This window comes from Variovorax sp. HJSM1_2, assembly GCF_049316285.1.
GTDB lineage: Bacteria > Pseudomonadota > Gammaproteobacteria > Burkholderiales > Burkholderiaceae_C > Rhodoferax_B.
This window is the reverse complement of record NZ_JBMOXA010000046.1, coordinates 1-18,309: the sequence shown is the minus strand read 5'-3', so window position 1 is coordinate 18,309 and position 18,309 is coordinate 1. Positions and strand designations below refer to the sequence as shown.

At 62.2% G+C, this 18,309-nt stretch carries 18 protein-coding genes; 8 read left to right on the top strand and 10 right to left on the bottom strand.

Annotated features, from left to right (window positions below; translation table 11 throughout):
• The 5 genes from ACFQ95_RS25290 to ACFQ95_RS25270 all read right to left on the bottom strand — a co-directional run.
• A partial coding sequence (locus tag ACFQ95_RS25290; protein ID WP_422835627.1) for a TonB-dependent siderophore receptor occupies positions 1 to 998 on the bottom strand: 998 nt, incomplete at its 3' end.
• Between the two features lie 161 nt (positions 999 to 1,159).
• Entirely contained in the window at positions 1,160 to 2,179 is a 1,020-nt protein-coding gene (locus ACFQ95_RS25285) for a FecR domain-containing protein (RefSeq protein ID WP_422835625.1), read from the bottom strand.
• Positions 2,176 to 2,691 (bottom strand): sigma-70 family RNA polymerase sigma factor, encoded by a 516-nt coding sequence (locus ACFQ95_RS25280; protein WP_422835623.1) that lies wholly within the window; start codon positions 2,689 to 2,691, stop codon positions 2,176 to 2,178. The genes ACFQ95_RS25285 and ACFQ95_RS25280 overlap by 4 nt, the downstream gene beginning before the upstream one ends.
• 130 nt (positions 2,692 to 2,821) lie before the next feature.
• Complete coding sequence (locus ACFQ95_RS25275) at positions 2,822 to 3,730, bottom strand: SMP-30/gluconolactonase/LRE family protein (protein WP_422835621.1); 909 nt, start codon at positions 3,728 to 3,730, stop codon at positions 2,822 to 2,824.
• Positions 3,727 to 4,566: an IclR family transcriptional regulator gene (locus ACFQ95_RS25270; RefSeq protein WP_422835619.1), complete on the bottom strand. Its 840-nt coding sequence runs from the start codon at positions 4,564 to 4,566 to the stop codon at positions 3,727 to 3,729. Before ACFQ95_RS25270 ends, ACFQ95_RS25275 begins: the two co-directional genes overlap by 4 nt.
• A 238-nt stretch (positions 4,567 to 4,804) precedes the next feature.
• Between ACFQ95_RS25270 and ACFQ95_RS25265 the strand changes: the two genes are divergently transcribed.
• Together ACFQ95_RS25265 and ACFQ95_RS25260 are read left to right on the top strand one after the other, a co-directional pair.
• Complete coding sequence (locus tag ACFQ95_RS25265) at positions 4,805 to 5,488, top strand: hypothetical protein (RefSeq protein WP_422835617.1); 684 nt, start codon at positions 4,805 to 4,807, stop codon at positions 5,486 to 5,488.
• A gap of 24 nt (positions 5,489 to 5,512) precedes the next feature.
• Positions 5,513 to 6,514, top strand: coding sequence for a TRAP transporter substrate-binding protein (locus ACFQ95_RS25260; RefSeq protein WP_422835615.1), 1,002 nt, complete (start codon positions 5,513 to 5,515; stop codon positions 6,512 to 6,514).
• Positions 6,515 to 6,569: 55 nt separating this feature from the next.
• Here ACFQ95_RS25260 and trhA read toward each other — a convergent pair whose 3' ends face one another.
• Positions 6,570 to 7,244 (bottom strand): PAQR family membrane homeostasis protein TrhA, encoded by a 675-nt coding sequence (trhA, locus tag ACFQ95_RS25255; RefSeq protein WP_422835613.1) that lies wholly within the window; start codon positions 7,242 to 7,244, stop codon positions 6,570 to 6,572.
• On the bottom strand, positions 7,199 to 7,726 hold the full coding sequence (locus ACFQ95_RS25250; RefSeq protein WP_422835611.1) for a hypothetical protein: 528 nt from the start codon (positions 7,724 to 7,726) through the stop codon (positions 7,199 to 7,201). The genes trhA and ACFQ95_RS25250 overlap by 46 nt, the downstream gene beginning before the upstream one ends.
• 261 nt (positions 7,727 to 7,987) lie before the next feature.
• Here ACFQ95_RS25250 and ACFQ95_RS25245 point away from each other — a divergent pair, with 261 nt between their 5' ends.
• The 6 genes from ACFQ95_RS25245 (at position 7,988) to ACFQ95_RS25220 (ending at position 13,691) form a co-directional block, all read left to right on the top strand.
• Complete coding sequence (locus ACFQ95_RS25245) at positions 7,988 to 10,165, top strand: EAL domain-containing protein (RefSeq protein ID WP_422835609.1); 2,178 nt, start codon at positions 7,988 to 7,990, stop codon at positions 10,163 to 10,165.
• A gap of 157 nt (positions 10,166 to 10,322) precedes the next feature.
• Positions 10,323 to 11,555 (top strand): SpoIIE family protein phosphatase, encoded by a 1,233-nt coding sequence (locus tag ACFQ95_RS25240; protein ID WP_422835607.1) that lies wholly within the window; start codon positions 10,323 to 10,325, stop codon positions 11,553 to 11,555.
• Between the two features lie 17 nt (positions 11,556 to 11,572).
• Complete coding sequence (locus ACFQ95_RS25235; RefSeq protein ID WP_422835605.1) at positions 11,573 to 12,145, top strand: SiaB family protein kinase; 573 nt, start codon at positions 11,573 to 11,575, stop codon at positions 12,143 to 12,145.
• Positions 12,146 to 12,178: 33 nt separating this feature from the next.
• The gene (locus tag ACFQ95_RS25230; RefSeq protein ID WP_422835603.1) at positions 12,179 to 12,568 is read left to right on the top strand and encodes a DUF1987 domain-containing protein; all 390 of its coding nucleotides are present in this window, start codon (positions 12,179 to 12,181) and stop codon (positions 12,566 to 12,568) included.
• Positions 12,569 to 13,318 (top strand): GGDEF domain-containing protein, encoded by a 750-nt coding sequence (locus tag ACFQ95_RS25225; RefSeq protein WP_422835601.1) that lies wholly within the window; start codon positions 12,569 to 12,571, stop codon positions 13,316 to 13,318.
• Positions 13,319 to 13,418: 100 nt separating this feature from the next.
• On the top strand, positions 13,419 to 13,691 hold the full coding sequence (locus ACFQ95_RS25220) for a hypothetical protein (protein WP_422835599.1): 273 nt from the start codon (positions 13,419 to 13,421) through the stop codon (positions 13,689 to 13,691).
• A 109-nt stretch (positions 13,692 to 13,800) separates the two neighbouring features.
• Here ACFQ95_RS25220 and ACFQ95_RS25215 read toward each other — a convergent pair whose 3' ends face one another.
• From ACFQ95_RS25215 to ACFQ95_RS25205, 3 genes are all read right to left on the bottom strand, one after another.
• Positions 13,801 to 15,705: a PAS domain-containing hybrid sensor histidine kinase/response regulator gene (locus ACFQ95_RS25215; RefSeq protein WP_422835597.1), complete on the bottom strand. Its 1,905-nt coding sequence runs from the start codon at positions 15,703 to 15,705 to the stop codon at positions 13,801 to 13,803.
• 229 nt (positions 15,706 to 15,934) lie between these two features.
• Positions 15,935 to 17,407 carry an aldehyde dehydrogenase family protein gene (locus tag ACFQ95_RS25210; RefSeq protein WP_422835595.1) on the bottom strand — a complete coding sequence of 491 codons (1,473 nt, stop codon included), beginning with the start codon at positions 17,405 to 17,407 and terminating at the stop codon, positions 15,935 to 15,937.
• A 10-nt stretch (positions 17,408 to 17,417) separates the two neighbouring features.
• A partial coding sequence (locus ACFQ95_RS25205; protein WP_422835593.1) for a thiamine pyrophosphate-dependent enzyme occupies positions 17,418 to 18,309 on the bottom strand: 892 nt, incomplete at its 5' end.

Sequence of the window (18,309 nt, the reverse complement as noted above, 5' to 3'; positions counted from 1 at the left end):
TCGACAAACGAGTCGTTGTCTTGCCAGGCGCCAATCAAGCGGCCGCGCAGCGTGCCGGCCTGGTTCAGCGGGCCGCCGATATCGAGCTCGGCGCGCTTGAAATTCCACGAACCGGCTTGCAGTTGCACCGACGCCTGGAATGCTTCGGTCGGCCGTTTGCGCACCAGGTTGATGGCCGCGCCCGGCGAGCCCACACCACTCATCATGCCGGTGGCGCCACGCACCACCTCGGCGCGGTCGTACAGCACCATGTCGTCGGTTTGGAACTGCATGTCGTAGTTGCTGTTGACTTGCGTCACACCGTCGATCTGGTAGGTGTTGACGGCGTAACCACGCGAATAAATGGTGGTGGAGTCGCTGCCCGCAGCACCCGACTGGTTGACGTACAGGCCGGTGGTCTGCTGCAGCACATCGGTGAGCTGCAACAGGCCCTGGTCGTCCATGCGCTGGCGCGTGATCACGCTGATGGACTGCGGGGTTTCGCGCAGCGACAGGTTCAGGCCCGTGGCCGAGCGGCTAAAACTGGCGGCGTACGAACCTGTGCCCTCAGAAGTGCCCGACACATCGGCCTGCGCGGTAACGGTGACCGCCGCCAGGCTGGCACCCGCTGCCGAGGACGGCGCATTCAACACCGTCTTGCGCAAGGTGTACTCACCGTTGCCACGGTCCACCGCCTCCAGGCCGGCACCGGTGAGCAGGGCCGAGAAGCCGGCGGGCACGGCATAACTGCCCTGCAAGCCCGGCGACTGCAGGTCTTTCACCATGGCCGGGTCGAAAGACAGGGCCACACCCGAGGCCGCGGCAAACCGGCCCAACACGCTGGCCAGAGGGCCGGCGGAAATCTGGTACGACTTGGCGGCCGCTGCCGCGGCTGCGACTTGTTCTGCGGCGTGTGCGGTCAGGGTGGGGGCTGCGCTGATGGCGACCCAGATGGCAATGGCAAGAGGCGATAACGCAGCGCGTGGCTGGCGGGAGAACCGGGATGGCAAAGAAGACATGAACACCTTGGACGGATCGTTAGGACGAATGCAGTTGAATGCGTCAAAGACGCCGGCTCAATATCCATGGGGGGTGCCAATAGATCGCGAACAGGCTCTTAGGTGTAGGCCGTACGAAATCAAAAAACGTGCAAGGTGTTTAGAAAAAAACTGCAGCGTCTTTACGCCGGCACCACATGCACCCAAAAACGCGTCAACGAGTGCACGCGCACCGGGAAGGTCTTGGTGATCACCGCCAGCGCCTTGTCGATATCGTTCAAGGGAAAGGCCCCCGACACACGGATACCTGCGACGGCCGGGTCACATTCCAAATGACCATGGCGGTAACGCGCCAGTTGTGCCACCACCGCGCCCAGGGCTTGGTCGCTGACGACCAGGCTGCCGCTGTCCCAGGCGCCGGCCATGGCGTCGGCGGGCAGCAATGGCCCGGTGCCCGCGCGGGTGAAGCTGATCTGCTGACCCGCATGCAGCAGCACCGTGTTTGCCGCCGGGTCTGCCGGGCGCACTTCCACCGCATCGTCCAGCACGTTGACCACAGTTTGCTCGGCTTGCCGGTGCACGGTGAAGCGTGTGCCCAAGGCGCGCACACGGCCATGGGAGGTCTCGACCACAAACGGGCGTTGGCTGCTTTGCGCGCTGCCCAGCTGGCGGTACCGCGCGGTTTCGATCAACACCTCGCCGGCCCACAGACGCACCAGGCGTTGCTGCTCGCTGAACACCACATCGGCGGCGCTGGCGGTATTGAGCATCATGTGGGAGCCGTCGGCCAGGGCCAGCTCGCGCTGCCGGCCCACGCCGGTGCTGTACTCGGCCATCCAGCTGTGCCACAAGGCATGGCGCTCGGCCATGCGGTAAGACACCACAGCCAAGCTGCCCGTGCCCGCAAACAAGGCCAGACCACGCAGCAACTGGCGCCGCCCGGCGTCCACACGCTGGCGGCTCTGGCCGGACGCGCGCAAGGTGGGCACGGCAATGCCCGGCGGCACACGCTGCACGGTGGCGCTGATGGAGGCGATGCGTTGCCAGGCGCGTTGATGGTCGGGATGTTGCGCATGCCATTGCTGCCAGGCCAGGTGGTCAGCGGCCGTGGCCGCGCCCGAGCACAGGCGCACATACCAGGCCACGGTCTCCTTGCGCAGCGCAGTTTCGTCGCGCGGCGCTAAAACGCTGCTGTGGTTCATGGGGCCAACAGATAACAATGGGCGATGGCCTTGCCCATGTGGTTGTTCACGCTGCGTATGCTGATGTCCAGCCGCGTGGCGATCTCGGCGTAGCTCAAACCTTCCAGCTGCGACAGCAAAAAGGTTTCGCGCACCACGGGTTTCAAGCCGTCGAGCATGGCGTCGATGGCGGTCAAGGCCTCCAGCACGATGGCACGGGCTTCGAGTGACGGCTGCTGCGGCTCGGGCAGGGTCGCCAGCACGGCCAGGTAGGCCTGCTCCAGATCCTTGCGCCTAAAGAAGTCAGCCACCAGGCCCTTGGCAATGGTGCTCAGGTAGGCACGCGGCGCACGCAGCTCATCTACCGGGGGGGCATCACGCTTGGCGAGTACACGCACAAAGGTGTCTTGTGCCAGGTCGGCCGCATCAAACACATTGCCCAGCTTGGCACGCAGGCGCGACACCAGCCAACCATGGTGTTCTTGGTACAGGGTTTCGACGCTGGCAAACGCAGTGAACCGTTGAGAGGACATGCTGGCGGACAGGCTGATGGACAATTTGAGAATAATTCTCAATTGTAATGAGGTACGCGCCACGCCAGGAACACTATTGATTAGATAGCATCCTACGCCCTAGCAATATGCACAAAAGGCCAAAACAGCTCTAAGACAGTTGAGCGGCAGTGGGGCCAAAACGGCGCTCTGCTCGCCCTGCCACGTCCACATCCACCGCCAACACAGACCCGGCCAGCGGCTGCTGGCGCAGCTGCGTGCGGTCCAGAAACTTGCGTGCGGTGGTGATGAACAGCGTCTTCAGGTCGGGGCCGCCAAGGCACACACAAGTGGGGTTGCTCACCGGCAGTTCGATCACGCGATCAACTTCACCAGATGGCGTGTAACGCACCACCCGGCCGCCGGCAAAGATGGCGTTCCACATAAAACCGTCAGCATCCACACACGCGCCGTCGGGCCGGGTTTGTGTTGGGGTGTGGTCGACAAAAATACGGCGCTCCGAGAGCGTCCCCTTTTGCGCGTCAAACGCAAACTGCCAGGTGGTGAAGCGGCGGGTGTCGGAGAAATAAAGCACGTCTTCGTTTGGCGAAAACGCCACCGTGTTCGAGACGATGACGTCGTCAAACATCTTCTGCACCGCGCCGTCCGCATCAACGCGGTAAAACGCACCATTGGGCCGGTGCAACTGGTTGTCCATGCTGCCCACCCAGAAGCGGCCCTGCGTATCACACCGGCCATCGTTCAAGCGGTTGTCGCGATCGGTCGGCTCCACCTGACACAGCAGGCGCAGCTCGCCGCTGGCCATGTCGAACGTGTGCAAGGCCAGGTCCAGCGCCAGCAACACACGGCCAGTGTGCTGGGTCAGCGCCAGCGAGCCCACATAACGCTGGGCAAAGGTGAACGCATCCTGCCGCCCCGTGGCGGGCTGGTAGCGCTGCAAACGGCCGCCGTCGATATCCAGCCACAGCAAGGACTGGGTGCGCTCGCACCACAGCGGCGATTCACCCAGCAGGTCCTGCCCGGGCACCACACAGCGCACAACATCAGGCGCGCCACTCATCGCACCGCCCTGCGCCCTTGTGCGGGCTTGTCTTCCACATTGCCCCAGGTGCCCACGTTGGCCGACTTCAGCAGCGGCGACGCGTTCCCCGACATCGCCAGCTCATCCGCCGCGGCACACAAAGCCGCGCCAAAGGACAACATACGCTCCAATGAAAAACGCGACGACGGCCCGGCAATCACCAAGACCCCGGTGCTGGGCTCTCCGGGACGCTGAATCGCGGCTGCCATGGAACTCATGCCCAGCGCGTAGGCATCCTGTATCACACTGAAGCCACGCTTGCGGTGCTGCTCAAGCTCCTTGAGCAAGGCCTTGACGCTGGTGGGCGCAGTCGGGCCGTAGTGTTTGGGCAAACCCAGGCCCTGGTGGGAAACGTATTCGATGGCCAGGTCTTCGGGCAGCGTCATCAACCATGCCTGGCCGGCCGCGCTGCACGAAAGCCGCAGGTCTATGCCCATGTCGGGGTCATACAAAAGGCCAGACTTGGCTCCCTGCGCTTTGGCCACCAGGGTGAGCCGTTCACCGTCCACGATGGCCAGGCGCACCAGCTCTTCGGTGGTTTGGGCCAGACGGTTGATGACCGGTTGCGCAATGTCCACCACCCCTGACTTGCTCAGAAAGCTCAGGCCCATGGAAGCCATCTTGGTGGTCAGCGCGTAGTCGCCACGCTGCGGTAGCTGGCGCACATAGCCATACCGTATCAGCTCATGCAGGGTGCGGTGACAGCCGCTGCGCAATTGGTTCAGATCGGTGGCAATTTGCACCAGGGGCACACCGTCGGGATAGGCCGCCAGGTACTCCAGTATGGCCAGGGATTTTTCGAGAGCTCCACTCATATTCGCGTCGCCTTGTGTGGTCTATGGGTGCAGAGCACGCCTAAATATTTGATTGATATGGTTCATTATTTGAATGGTATCAATTATTTGAACGCCGTTCAGTTTTTATGTAGCATCCGCTCCCACCGGAGAAAACACCCCAACAACCGAGGAGAAAAATGCAGACAAATTTCATAAGCAGCCGTTCGATTGGCGACCCGGTGCACGCCGCAACTCAGCGCGCGCGCAAGGTTTAAACATGGCATTACTCGGCAAGGCTGCGCTGGCCATGTGGTGGGACATGGCGCCCGAGATGCGCTCTGACTTTGAAGACTGGCATTCACACGAACATTTCCCCGAGCGCCTGAACGTACCGGGCTTCCGCCGCGCCACACGCTGGACCAGCAGCGGCGGCGGTGAAGGCATCTTCGTGATGTATGAGCTGGATACCCACGAGATTCTTTCTTCGGCGCCCTACCTCGCACATCTGAACGCCCCGACACCCTGGTCCACCCGCATGATGCCGCACCACCGCAACATGGTGCGCAGCCAGTGCCGTGTGCTGCTGTCCTGTGGCGGCAGCGTCGCAGGCCATGCCTTGACTCTGCGGCTGTCGCCCCGGCCGGGCGCCGCGGAGCGCCTGCAGGCTGGGCTGCAAGACTTGGCACAACGCCTGGTCATGCGCCCGGGCCTGGTGGGCCTGCATTTGCTGAAACACGAAAGCCCGTCGATTGCCCTCACCACGGAACAAAAGATCCGCGGCGGTGACCGCGTCGCCGACTGGGTGCTAGTGGTCTGCGGCTACGAAATGGCGGCACTGCAAGTACTGACCCAGGACAGCCTGAGTGAAGCAGCACTGCAGCACATGGGCGCGGCATCCGCCGAGTTCAGCGGGCTGTATGGGCTGTCCTACTCGGCCGTGCCCACAGACACTTCCAACTAAAAAACCATCACAGGAGACAACACCATGAAACTTCAACACGTATTGACCGCATCGGTTCTGGCGCTCGCCGGCCTGGGCGCTGCGGCGCAGGACATCACCATTCGTTTTGGCCACGTGGTGCAACCCGGCCACCCGATCTCTCTGGGAGTGCAGCGCTTTGGTGAAATTGTGGCGGCCAAGAGTGGCGGCAAGATCAAGGTTCAAGAACTCGGCGGCGGCAATGTCGGCGGCGAAGCGCAACAACTCAGCGCGGTGCAGGGGGGCGTGCAGGACATCACCATGCCTTCGGCCACGGTGATGGGCAGCGCCATCAAGGAATTCACCTTGATCGACATGCCGTTTTCCTTCACCAAGGCGGAACAGGTGGACGCCCTGGTCGACGGTCCGTTTGGCCAGGCGCTGATGGCCAGGCTGACCGACAAGGGGCTGGTCGGTTTGGCCTTCTGGGAAACCGGCTTTCGCAACTTCACCAACAGCCGTAAACCTATCGTGAATGTGGAAGACCTCAAGGGCTTGAAGCTGCGCGTGATACCCAACCCCATGTTCATGGAGAGTTTTGCGGCACTCGGCACCAACCCCGTGCCCATGGCCTTCCCTGAACTTTATGGAGCCCTCGAATCCAAAGCCATGGACGCACAAGAGAACCCGTTCTCTGTGGTCCTGACCAGCAAGTTCTACGAGGTGCAAAAATACCTCAGCGTGACCAACCACGTCTACACCGCCAACCCCGTGGTCATCAGCAAGAAGTCCTGGGACAAACTCTCACCCGCACAGCAGCAGGTGCTGCGCGACGCCGCCGTGGAAGCCGGAGCCTACCAACGCAAACTCAGCCGCGAGGCCTCGGCCACCGCACGCAGGGAGCTGGTGGCCGTGGGCATGTTGATCAATGACGTGCCCGCCGAAACCCTGGCCAAGATGCGCGAGTTGACCAAGCCCGTGGCACAAAAATTCGAGGCCAGCTACGACCCGGCCATCGTCAAGCTGTACCGCGCCGAGATGGACAAGATCCGCGCCAACATACGCTAAAGCCATGTGGTCCGGCGCGGGCCAGGCACGCGCCAGGCCTCACCGCGAGGCTGGTCTAGAGCACGTACAAACCAATGGCCAGGTAATGGGTGGTGGTGCCGGCCAACACCAGCAGGTGCCAGATGCCGTGCGCATGTTTCAAGCCGCGCCGATTGCGGTAGAAAACGGTGCCCAGCGTGTAACAGCCGGCGCCGGCCAACAGCAGGGCCACGGCAAAAGCCGGCAGATGGCCAGGCGCACACATGGCGCCCACCACACTGATCCAGCCCATCACCAGATACAAGCCCACGGCAGGACGGTCACCGGCCCGGGTATGCAGTTCGCGCCAGACCCCAAAGCCAAACAAAACCCAGATGCCTGCGAGCAGCGCGCCGCTCCAGACCACCAATGGCGCGGCAAGCGCAAACGGCGTGTAGGTGCCCGCAATCAGCAGGTAGACCGCACAGTGGTCCATGCGCTGCCAGAAGCCGTAGCTGCGCCCTCGCACCGAATGTGTGGCGGTCGATGCCGCGTACAGCAGCACCACCGACAAGGCAAAAACCGCCGCTGCCGCAATCTTCTGGGCATCGCCGCGCGGCACGATGTCACGCAGCAGCAGCACAGCGCCGCCCAACGCCAGCAGCAGGCCGGCGAGATGGCTGTAGGCGTTGAAGCGTTGGCCTGGGTACATGGCAGCGCGCAGGATCAATGCTGCACAGGCGCTGGTGTCGCCAGGCACTCGGCACGGCATTGCGCCAGTTGTTCAAGATGTTGTGGCGGCACGATCTCGGCCAAGCGCGCGCCCACCTTGGCAGCGTAAGACGGCGTGGTGTTCTGCTGCAGATAGCGCAAACACTGCCAAACGTTGTGGATCAATTCGGTTTCCGACAGGCTGGACTGCAGCGCACGCACCACTGCGGCGGCTTGCGGCTCGCGTATCAACTGCAGCATGTCCACGCAGTACACCTTGGTGGCGACCAGGGAGCGCCTGGCTTGCGGCGCTGAGTCTGGGGAAGCCATGTGCACTGCCGGCGCCTTTTCCTGGCTTTGCAGGTAGCCAAGCTGCAGCAGCCTATCGACTGGTGCGGCCGCAGTCAGGCCCAGCAAGTCCAGCAACTGGCTGCGCGTGCGCGAGCCATCGGTGATCACCAGGATCTGCCGCTCTCGGGGACTGAGCGAGCGGTCACGCCTTTGCAGCGCTTCGCGGCCGGGTTCGGTTTTGACCAGTGGCATGGCTGACTCTAAGAAACATGTGAAGGGCGCAACATAGCGATTTAGTTTGAAGCGTCCATGACACCAGCCACCCTGCGATGCTGCTCACTGTCACCGAGGTGATCAATGTAACTAAGATGTCACATTTTCATGCCATCGTCGGGGCCATCAGCCTCGACGGCAACCCAGATGTCCGATGTTCAGTTAGACCTTTTAAGGCCACGACCGTTAGCGGCCCCTCTTCCATCGCGATTCCCCCGCAGCTTTGATCTGAAGCGTGTCTTGCTGGGTGCGCTGGCATGGATACTGGCTGCCGAACTGAGCCGAAAGTTCTCGTTCGGCGGGCTGGAAATGAGCCTGGTATGGCCGCCGGACGGCATTGCGCTGGGACTGGTTCTGGCTTACGGCCGCGGCATGATTCCGGCCATAGGCGGCGCGGTCATACTGTGGCACATGCAGCGCGGCATTGGGCTGAGTGAATCTGTCATTGGTGCGGGCGCCTTGATGCTGGCCATGTATGCCGTATGGTGGCTCAGGCAACTGGATCTGCGCGGGCCACAGCCCGCCAACCCGGTGACGGCAGCGATTCGTTTTCATCTGCTCACCCTCTTGCCCGCCACCTGCATTCTGGTCGGGCTGGGCAGTTGGCAATACTTGCTGGCGAATGTGCCCGGCAAACAAAGCTGGCACCAGATCGTGCTGGTCATGGGTGTCTCAGAGCTGTTCGGCATTCTGCTGTTTGCCAGGCTGACGAAACTGCTGGTGGATGCGCTGGACCGGCCCCGGAAGCCGCCCAACCTGAGCGTAGGCTGGTGGCAACTCTGGTGGCTGGTGAGCCTGGGTATCCTGCTGTCCATAGGCAGCATCGCAGACTACAGCCAGTTCAATGGCATCAACGCCTCGGTGCGTTATGCAGTGTTTCCACTCGTGGCCTGGGCCGCTTTTGCGGGACGGCCGTTGTTTGTCCACATGGCCACGGCCCTGGCGGCACTCGCCCTGCTGGGGCTCACACCCGCCCATCTGCCCGACAGCGACCGCGCCTTCCTCATCCTCGACCAGGCCGTGCTGGTGATTTGCCTCGCCGGCCTGGGCTTTTTTGCATCTGCCGCCATGGAACACCGCCGCGCCATGGAAGACAGCCTGCGAGAACTCGCACGTATCGACACACTCACCGGCATGTTGAACGAACGTGGCCTGACCCAGTATCTTGAGAAACCCGGCGTCCATCATCTGCTGATCGGCATCGCCATTTGCAATCTCGAGCCCATAGAAGACCTGATAGGCATGCCGCGCGCGCGCCAGGTAGAGGAAGACATTGCCCATCTGCTGCGCGACCAGGTGCCCCAGGCCACCCGCTTCGCGCGTGTGCGAGACGGTTTTTTTGTCATCGCCCTGCCACCGCAAATGTCTGGAGAAGAATTCACCAGCCACTTGCAACAGGTGCTCTCCGGCCGGCGCTACGTGCTGGGCGAGCAAGGTGTGCGCATCCGCGTGGCCATGAGCGCACTCGACACCCAGGCCGGCACCGTCAGGCGCGAAGAAACCCTGGCCGCGCTCGTTCTGGCCTGCCGCATCGCGGGTGATTCCGACGGGCTGGGGCTGATCGCCGTGAACGAGGCGCCAGAAGTTCTGATCCGCGAGCGCCAGCGCCAACTGTCGCGCGTCGAGGCCTTGCGTGAGGCCTTGCGCCACCCCGCCAGCAGCGATGCCGACGGCACCGGCCTGTGGCTGGCCTGTCAACCGATACGCGCGGCACAAGACGGCCAACACGACGATTTAGGCGTGGAGGTGTTGTTGCGCTGGAGCCTGGCCAGCGGCGTGGCGGTTGCGCCATCGGAGTTCCTGCCGCTGGCCGAGCGTCATGGTCTGATGCCCCTGGTGGACCGCTGGGTCATCGCCCAGGTGGTGCGTGCTTTGGCGAACCAGGGCGCTGCCAGCATCGGCCTGGAGAAAATATCGATCAACCTCTCGGGGGCGTCGATGTCGGATGCCCAACTGCCCGGCTACATCGCCGACGCCATACAGAGCAGCGGGCTGGAAGCCAAGCGTTTTTGTTTTGAGATCACGGAATCGTCCAACATCACCGAGCGCAGCCAGGCCATCAGCCTGCTGAGCGATGTGCGCAAACTCGGCGCACAGACCTCGCTGGATGATTTTGGAACCGGCCTGGCCACCTTCGACCACCTGAAATCGCTACCGCTGGATTTCGTCAAGATCGACGGCAGTTTCATACGCAACATCCTCACCAGCCGGGTCGATCAGCGCATCGTCATCTCGACCTGCGAGGTGGCGCGTGCCATGGGTCTGAAGACCGTGGCCGAGTTCGTCGAAACCCCGGCACAACGCAGCTTGCTGGCGGCTTATGGTGTGGACTTTGTGCAGGGTTATGGCATTTCGCCGCCCATGCCGTTCAGCGCCTACCTGGCCCTGCAGCACATATCGCCCGACCTGGCCGCCTGAGTCAAACGGCCCGCCACCACGCCCATGGCCTGCCATGTTGGTGCAGCCAAAGGCGCGCCGCAGGCCTTGGCCGGCGCTTTTCACCGCAGCGTCATAGAGCTGACATGTCAACAAAATAACATTTGCATACAACCATACTCTCCAGCACGCCATTTTCATGCCCGAAACCGTCGAATACCTCAGCGAATTCCGGCCCCGATTTCGTCAGCCCAGCGCTTTTGATCTGTGCATCCAGGTGCCAAGCCTGACAACCGACGAGAACAATGAAAGGGTGATGGAGGTCTTCACCGAATATCGCGACCTGGTCAGCCTGCCCATCGTCGAAGATGGACAACCCATAGGCCTGATCAACCGCAACATCTTCATGTCGCAGATGAGCAAGCCCTACCGCATGGAGGTGTATGGCCGCAAGAGCTGCATCGCCTTCATGGACAAGGAGCCGTTGATCGTCGAGGCACAGATGGACATCGAAACCCTGACCTTCAAAACCGTGGCGCACGGCGAGAAGGCGCTGTCCGATGGCTTCATCATCACACGCGATGGCGCCCTGCTGGGCGTGGGCGGTGGCATACAACTGATGCGCGCCGTGGCCGACATACAGGCCAGCCGCAACCGCCAGGTGATGCACAGCATTGAATATGCCAGCGTCATCCAGCGCTCCACACTGCGCAGTTCACGCGAGGCCTTGAGCAAGGCCTGCGCCGACGCCGATCTGGTGTGGGAACCGCGCGACGTGGTGGGCGGAGATTTCTACCAGTTCAGCGTCGAGGCCGACGGTTGGTTTGCCACCGTCGCCGACTGCACGGGCCACGGTGTTCCCGGAGCTTTCATGACGCTGATCGCCTCCACCAGCCTGAACCAGGCCATAGAGCAACACGGCGCGCGTGACCCGGCGCGTTTGCTCGGCAGTGTCAACCGCAGCATCAAGCAGATGCTGGGTCAGGTGGAACGCAAGGACGAAACACCCGGTTCAGACGACGGCATGGATGCCGCCTGCTTCTGGTTCCAGCCAAGCAGCGGCCAACTGGTGTTTGCCGGGGCACGGCTTTCGCTTTTTGTTGTGCGCCCCGATGCGGCCGAGGTGCAGATCGTCGAAGGCCAACGCAAGGGTGTGGGTTATGTAGACAGCGAGTTCGACTTCGCCTGGCGCAACCAGGAGCTGCAGCTACCGCCCAACAGCCTGGTCTTCGTGACCACCGATGGCCTGATCGACCAGGTAGGCGGCGCACGCGCCATTGCCTTCGGCAAGCGGCGGGTGTCCGAGCTGCTGCTCAGCCAGCGCGGCCAGACGGCGGCTGCCATCAACCAGGCGGTGCTGCAGGCCTTGCAAAGCTGGCAAGGGGGGCATCACCGCCGCGACGATCTCACATTTTTCTGTTTCCGTACCTGAGCCTCCGGCTACCACCTATGTCTACTCCCGCCATCGTTGAGCAGTACGGCTCGTTCTTCAATTTGGCCCGCCAGCACCAGGTCATCTTCTACTACGTAGGCTATTTTTCGCAGCACATCGTGGCCGCGATGTCGGATGCCGTGAAGTTGCAATTGGAGGTCACCGGCGTGGCCGGCCCGACACGGCGCAAGCTGTTTTCGTCGTTCGTGGAGATGGCGCAGAACATCATCCACTACTCGGCGGATGCGCTCACCCCAGCCAGCCAGGACAACCGCGAACTACGCCACGGCTCGGTGTGTATACGCCGCGAAGCCGATGGCACTTTTCTGCTGTTGTGCGCCAACCCTATAGAGGCCAAGATCGCCGAGGAGCTGCGGCTCAAGCTCGACAAGCTGCGCAGCATGACCATGGACGAAATCAAACAAGCCTACCGCCAAAGCCTGCGCGAAGAAACACCGGAAGGCAGCAAAGGCGCGGGCCTGGGACTGCTCACCGTGGCGCGTGATGCGCGCGAACCATTGGAGTTCGACTTTGACGCGGCCACCGACACCAGTGGCACGCCCGTTTTTTATCTCAAGGCCGCGATCTGAGCCGCAGACGCCGCGCAACGCATTGAATCCTGCATGGAAAACCTCTACATCGCCCCTACCCCCAGCTCGCCCGAAGTCGATTTCAAATTCGCTACCCACGCCCTGAGCCTGCGTGGCGAGTCCTATCCGGAAAACGCGGCGGCGTTTTATGGTCCGGTGATCACACAGCTGAAAGACTATCTGGCCCAGCAGCGCAACGGCCATATCCGCATAGACATCGCCTTGGCCTACTTCAACAGCTCCAGCACCAAGATGTTGTTCAACCTGATCCAGTCGCTGAACGACGCCATCGACGCGGGCAACCAGGTCAGCCTCAACTGGTACTACGACGAAGAGGACGACACCATACTTGAGTTTGGTCAGGAACTCAGCGACGACTTTCCCGACATCCACTTCACCAGCCATCCCGTGAAGCCGGCTTGAATGGACACGACAGCCTCACCCCCCGACCTTTTTGATGCCGAAAACCTAGCCTTGTTGACGGCTCGCGCAGCATTTGAAGCCGGCGCCGACGCCTCAGCCCATCCCTGCCACCATGCCTTGGGCGAGTTGCTGACCGCCTTCGAGCGCCTGCTGCGCGAAACCCGTCGCCTGGTGCGCCGCAGCGATAGAGCCGAGCTGGAAATGACGCAGCTGAACCAGCGGCTGCAGGACCTCGCCAGTGAACTGACACACCGCGCCACGCATGATCCATTAACAGGTGTTTTCAACCGCGCGGCCATCATCGACCTGGTGAACCGCCACTTCGCCACCGGCCATCTGGCGCTGATCGTGCTCGACATTGACCATTTCAAACGTGTCAACGACAGCTTTGGCCATCCCGCAGGAGACCGGGTGATCATGGGTGTGGTCGCCTGCCTGAAGCAATCGGCACCCGCAACAGCACACATAGGCCGCGTCGGCGGTGAAGAATTCACCGTGCTGCTGCCCGGCCATAGCGCAGAAGCTTCAGAGCACGCGGCCCAAACGGTGCGCCGCGCCATCGCGTCACATGACTTCGGCTTACCCGACGGCAGCAACATCACGGCCAGCTTTGGTGTCAGCTGGTTGCCGCAGGGTGGCAGCTTCGACAACGCCTACAACCTGGCCGACGAGGCCTTGTACGTGGCCAAACGCGGCGGGCGCAACCAGGTGGTGCGTGCCAGCGCAAGTGTTGCGCTTCAGTCGGCGTAACACACCGGGGCGAGTGACACCTGCGCCCATGGCTTGCCGAACACGCTGATTTTGAGCAGGGGTCTTGCGAACGCCGCGCAGACCGCGCACACTCCGCCCCATGGAACCATACGACCCCGACGAAGACCTGGACGACCTGGGCGACAGCCCCCTGCCGGATGATGAGCGGCGCCATCTCGAAGAGTTGGCGCGTGTACTGGGCATCACTTACGAAGAGTTGTCCGAGCTCGAACTGGAAATCATTGAAGACACGGATGAAGAGGGTCGCGTCTTGGGCACCACCATCTTCTTTGAAAACGGCAATCCGCCGGAGATCATGGCCAAGATCGCAGGCGTTGTGGACGGACAGCTGGAAATCCACGGCGGCCTTTAGAAGTTGCGCATTTCGGCCCGGCGAATCCCCACCCTGCGGTGAGGCAAACATTTGATCCGGGCCCGCCGTTCTTCGCCACACCATGGGCGCGGAGTGGCACAGGAAATCCCTAGCTCTGCGCCTGCAGAAGCCGTTTCAAAAGCCCATGAAGCACCTCGACTTCGACCGGCTTCGTAAGGTGCTCCGCAAACCCCGCCGCGCTGGTGGCGGCCCTATCGCTTTCTTGCCCATAACCCGTTACCGCCACCAGCGGCGGCGGATGGTTGACGGCCTTGCGAATCTCTTCAGCGACTTGCACACCGCTCATATCCGGTAGTCCAAGATCCAGCAGCACGGCGGCAAAAGGCTGTGTGCGCAAGATTTCCAGGGCATCGCCACCGTTGTAAGTCACCTGCGTTTGATAGCCCAGATTCTCCAGTACCAAGGCCAGGGTATCTGCGGCGTCACGGTTGTCATCCACCACCAACACGGCATTTCCCGCGTCCAGCGCATGCGCCGGGCGTTCTGCAAAATCCTTGGGCGCATCCACGGCGGGCAACTGGATCAGGAATTCTGTCCCTTCGCCGGGACGCCCCGAGCTGAAGGCACTGACGTTGCCGCCGTGACGGCTCACCAGTTGCTGCACCAGGCTCAGCCCCAGGCCCAGCCCGCCAAAACTGCGCGCACTGTCCTGCGTGCCCTGCACAAAAAGATCAAAAACACTTTGCAGGTCGCGTGGCGGAATGCCCGGGCCATTGTCCTTGACAAGAATCTCGGCGTTCGATTGCAGCCTGGAAATCCTGACACTGATCTCCCCGCCTCGCGGTGTGAACTTGACGGCGTTGTGCAGCAAGTTCGAGACGACCTGAATCAACCGCGCACTGTCACCGTAGACCCATACCGCCTGGTCCTGCCCAATGATTTCCACGTGATGCGCCAATTGCTCCGCCAGCGGGCGCACCACCTCGAACGCGTTGCGCACAACCTCAGCCAGGTCAACCGCCTGGGCCTTCAGATGGATGCGCCCGCTGGTGATGCGTCCCACGTCCAGCAGGTCGTCGACCAGACGCGTCAACTGCGTCAACTGCCGGCCTATGATTTCCTGCGCGAACCGCACCACCTTGCTGGGATCCTGCTCACGCTCCAGCAAGGCGACGGCATTTGCAATCGGCGCCAGCGGATTGCGCAGCTCATGCCCCAACATGGCCAAAAAAGTGGTGATCCTGCGGCCTTCGTCTTCCAGCGCGCGCACACGCCTGCGCTCGGTCAAATCCCGCGTGACCTTGGCAAACCCACGATGGATGCCCGCCGCATCGTTCAACGAGGTGATCACCACGCTGGCCCAGAACCTCGTGCCGTCTTTGCGCACACGCCAGCCTTCGTCTTCAAATCGGCCTTCCTTGCGCGCCAGACGCAGTTCTTCGTCCGGCCAGCCCTTGGCCCGCACATCGGGAGGATAAAAAACAGAAAAGTGTTTGCCAATGATTTCGCTGGCTTCATAACCTTTGTTCTTCTGGGCGCCGAGGTTCCAACTGACGATGTAGCCACCAGGATCAATCATGAAGATGGCGTAGTCCTGAACCTGTTCCACCAGCAGCCTGAAGCGCTCTTCGCTGTTACGCAGCATTTCCTCTTCTTTGCGGCGTTCGGTCAGATCCCGTGTGATGTGCGAGAAACCAATCGGTGCACCGTCCTCCGCCACCAGCAAAGACACCACAACGTGGGCCCAGAAACGTGTGCCGTCTCGGCGCACGCGCCAACCCTCTTCCTCGGAACGGCCGGTTTCGCGTGCACGCAACAGCTCTCGTTCTGACGCAGGTGTACCCTGGGTCTCTGCCGGATAAAACAGTGCCACAGGTTCGCCGACCACCTCGTTGGCGCCATAACCGTACAACTCGCAAGCCGCGTCATTCCAGTGGATGATCAGTCCGTTGATGTCGACAAACACCATGGCATAGCCTCTCAGCGAGTCCACCATCATCCGGAAATGGGCGTCCTGCAAGGATTGCGGGCTGAGAGTCTGATGGAGCGTCATGGGCATCTCGAAGAACGGTAGGTCAGGCCATGGAAGGCCGCCAACCACGACCGTCCGGGTCTTCATTACACACCCAAAGCGCTTGCAACAAGGCATTTAGCTATGCCATTTCATAACCACGCGGCCGGCCTGCCCTTTCCCTGGGAAACCTCAACCGCCCGAGGGCTTTGCTCTATGTCCAGCGAGGATATGCAACACGCACGGCGAGGCCGGGGTGAAGGCCTGCGCCTCAGCCTAGCCTCAAGTTCACGTTCTTGGTGTAGGTGAACTCCATCAGTTCGGCAAAACATTCCTCCCGGCCTATGCCGGATTGCTTGACACCGCCAAAGGCTGCACCCATGAAGTGCTGGCTGGCGTTGTTGATCCAGACATAACCGGTCTGTATGCGTTTGGCCGCACGGTGTGCGGTGTTCAAGTCCTGGGTCCAGATGGAGCCGGTCAAGCCAAATTCCAGGCCATTGACCTGCTCAAACAGCACATCCTCGTCGTGCCACTTGAACACCGACATCACGGGGCCGAAAACCTCTTCGCGCGCGAGCCGCATGTGCGGCTGCATGTCGGCAAAAACGGTCGCTTCGTAGAAGAAACCATGCTCCAACGCCGGGTCGTCCGGCCGCTTGCCACCACACACCAGGCGTCCGCCATCTTCCAGACCGGCGTCCACGTAACGCTGCACCTTCTCCAACTGCGCGCGGCTGACCAACGAGCCCATGGTGGTCTTGGGGTCTGTGGGAATCCCGGGGCGATGGCGCTCGGGCAACAAGCGCACCACCTTGTCCAGCACCTGGTCGTGCAGCGACTCATGCAAAAACACGCGGCTGGTCGAACCACAGCTCTGGCCCGACCAGGTGAAGTTCATGCCCGCAATGATGCCGTTCACCAGCTTGTCGATCGCAGCGTCGGGAAATGCAATCAGCGCATTCTTGCCACCGAGTTCCAGCAGCACCGGCTTCAAGCTGTCGGCAGCGGTTTTCATCACCGCTTTGCCGGTAGGCACACCGCCGATCAGCGTGATCTTGCGTACCAGTGGATGACGCCCCAAGGCCTCACCACAACTGCGGCCACCACACAGAAAGTTGGCCACGCCCGGCGGAAAGATATGGCCCACCAATTCGGCCAGGCGCAAGGTCGACAAGGGCGCCTGGTCTGGCGCCTTCACCACCACCGTGTTGCCGGCCGCGAGTGGCGCCGCCAGCCGTGCTGCGGCAAACATCAGCGGATGGTTGTAGGCAACTATGCGTGCGACCACACCCAGCGGCTCCTGCAAGCTGTAGTTGAAGTTACCGTCGCCCATGGGAATGGTCTCGCCCTTGATCTCGGTGGCAAGACCGGCAAAGTAGTCCAGGCAGTCGGCGGCGAAACCGGCATCCATCGCCAGCGCAGACACCGGGTTGCCGTTGTTCAGTGCATCCAGCAGCGCCAGGGGCTGAGCGTGCTCGCGCAACACGGCGGCGGCGCGGCGCAGGTAACGCGCCCGCTCCAGCGGCGGGGTGGCGGCCCAGGCCGGAAAGGCCGCGTGCGCCGCCTGTACGGCGGCATCCACATCATCTGCGTCCGCCACTGGCGCGCTGGTGATGGCCTCGTTGTAGCAGGGGTTCAGGGTGTCGGCAAAACCACCGGCTTTTGGCGCGTGCCAGGCGCCGCCATAGTACAAACCCCGCTGCGTGGGCAGGATGCCGGAAGGGATTTCATGGGCGCGCATAGGGGCTTCCTCAGTCTTTTGAACGTGTCATACCGGCGGCCATGGCGGGGCTGTAGCCGGTTTGCACCACCACGTCTATGACCACCGTCTCGCCCTGCAACACGGCGGCGATGGCGCCTTCGAGCACCTGCGCCAGTTCGGCCGCATCCTCTATCGGGCCGAAGCCGGTCAGGCCTTGTCCGCGCGCCATCATGGCCAGATCGGGTGGCGGATCGCTGATGCGTTGGCCTATCCAGCGGTTCTCTACCGGCCGCTTGCGCTGCCGTGCCACCCGCTCCTGATGCAACTCGTCATTAAAGAAGGAGCGGTTGTTGCACACCACCACCAGCATGGGAATACGCGCGTTGGCGGCGGTCCACCAGGCGTTGACACCCATCATGTAGTCACCGTCGCCGATGATGGCCACGGGTAGACGGTCACTGCCCTTCAAGGCCAGGGCCGAGCCAATCGACATGCCTGGGCCAGAACCAATACCGCCACCGCCGTCGTAGCCCAGGAAGTCCAGCGGGTGTTTGAAGTCCCACATCTCGCCGCTCCAGCTCAGCGGCAAACGCATCAGGCAGACCTTGCGCTCACCCACGGCTTTGCGCACGGTGGCCGCCAGGGTGGCCACCGTCATCAGTCCGGGCCCGGCGGGTGCGGCAGCCGCCACCGGTCGTTCTGCCAACGTCAGCCGTGGCCGGGCCTTGACCAGCGGATGGAGCAAGGCCACAGCCGGCTCGGGTTCACACAGCAGGAACAGATCGACCGGCGGCAGGCCCTGATGGTCCATGCTCCAGCCGTTGTGGCTGTAATGGTCCACCGACACCTGTATGACCTTGCTGCCCACGGCCTGCTCGCCCCAGGCTTGTTTCAGCGTGCCCGCCAGATCGAGCCAATCCAGGCTCAACACCACGTCGGCA

What these genes read in the sequence shown, in the direction of transcription:
- ACFQ95_RS25285 (WP_422835625.1), bottom strand. Translation starts at nt 2,179, where the DNA reads ATGAACCACAGCAGCGTTTTAGCGCCGCGCGACGAAACTGCGCTGCGC.
- ACFQ95_RS25280 (WP_422835623.1), bottom strand. Translation starts at nt 2,691, where the DNA reads ATGTCCTCTCAACGGTTCACTGCGTTTGCCAGCGTCGAAACCCTGTAC.
- ACFQ95_RS25275 (WP_422835621.1), bottom strand. Translation starts at nt 3,730, where the DNA reads ATGAGTGGCGCGCCTGATGTTGTGCGCTGTGTGGTGCCCGGGCAGGAC.
- ACFQ95_RS25270 (WP_422835619.1), bottom strand. Translation starts at nt 4,566, where the DNA reads ATGAGTGGAGCTCTCGAAAAATCCCTGGCCATACTGGAGTACCTGGCG.
- ACFQ95_RS25265 (WP_422835617.1), top strand. Translation starts at nt 4,805, where the DNA reads ATGGCATTACTCGGCAAGGCTGCGCTGGCCATGTGGTGGGACATGGCG.
- ACFQ95_RS25260 (WP_422835615.1), top strand. Translation starts at nt 5,513, where the DNA reads ATGAAACTTCAACACGTATTGACCGCATCGGTTCTGGCGCTCGCCGGC.
- trhA (WP_422835613.1), bottom strand. Translation starts at nt 7,244, where the DNA reads ATGCCGTGCCGAGTGCCTGGCGACACCAGCGCCTGTGCAGCATTGATC.
- ACFQ95_RS25250 (WP_422835611.1), bottom strand. Translation starts at nt 7,726, where the DNA reads ATGCCACTGGTCAAAACCGAACCCGGCCGCGAAGCGCTGCAAAGGCGT.
- ACFQ95_RS25240 (WP_422835607.1), top strand. Translation starts at nt 10,323, where the DNA reads ATGCCCGAAACCGTCGAATACCTCAGCGAATTCCGGCCCCGATTTCGT.
- ACFQ95_RS25235 (WP_422835605.1), top strand. Translation starts at nt 11,573, where the DNA reads ATGTCTACTCCCGCCATCGTTGAGCAGTACGGCTCGTTCTTCAATTTG.
- ACFQ95_RS25230 (WP_422835603.1), top strand. Translation starts at nt 12,179, where the DNA reads ATGGAAAACCTCTACATCGCCCCTACCCCCAGCTCGCCCGAAGTCGAT.
- ACFQ95_RS25225 (WP_422835601.1), top strand. Translation starts at nt 12,569, where the DNA reads ATGGACACGACAGCCTCACCCCCCGACCTTTTTGATGCCGAAAACCTA.
- ACFQ95_RS25220 (WP_422835599.1), top strand. Translation starts at nt 13,419, where the DNA reads ATGGAACCATACGACCCCGACGAAGACCTGGACGACCTGGGCGACAGC.
- ACFQ95_RS25215 (WP_422835597.1), bottom strand. Translation starts at nt 15,705, where the DNA reads ATGACGCTCCATCAGACTCTCAGCCCGCAATCCTTGCAGGACGCCCAT.
- ACFQ95_RS25210 (WP_422835595.1), bottom strand. Translation starts at nt 17,407, where the DNA reads ATGCGCGCCCATGAAATCCCTTCCGGCATCCTGCCCACGCAGCGGGGT.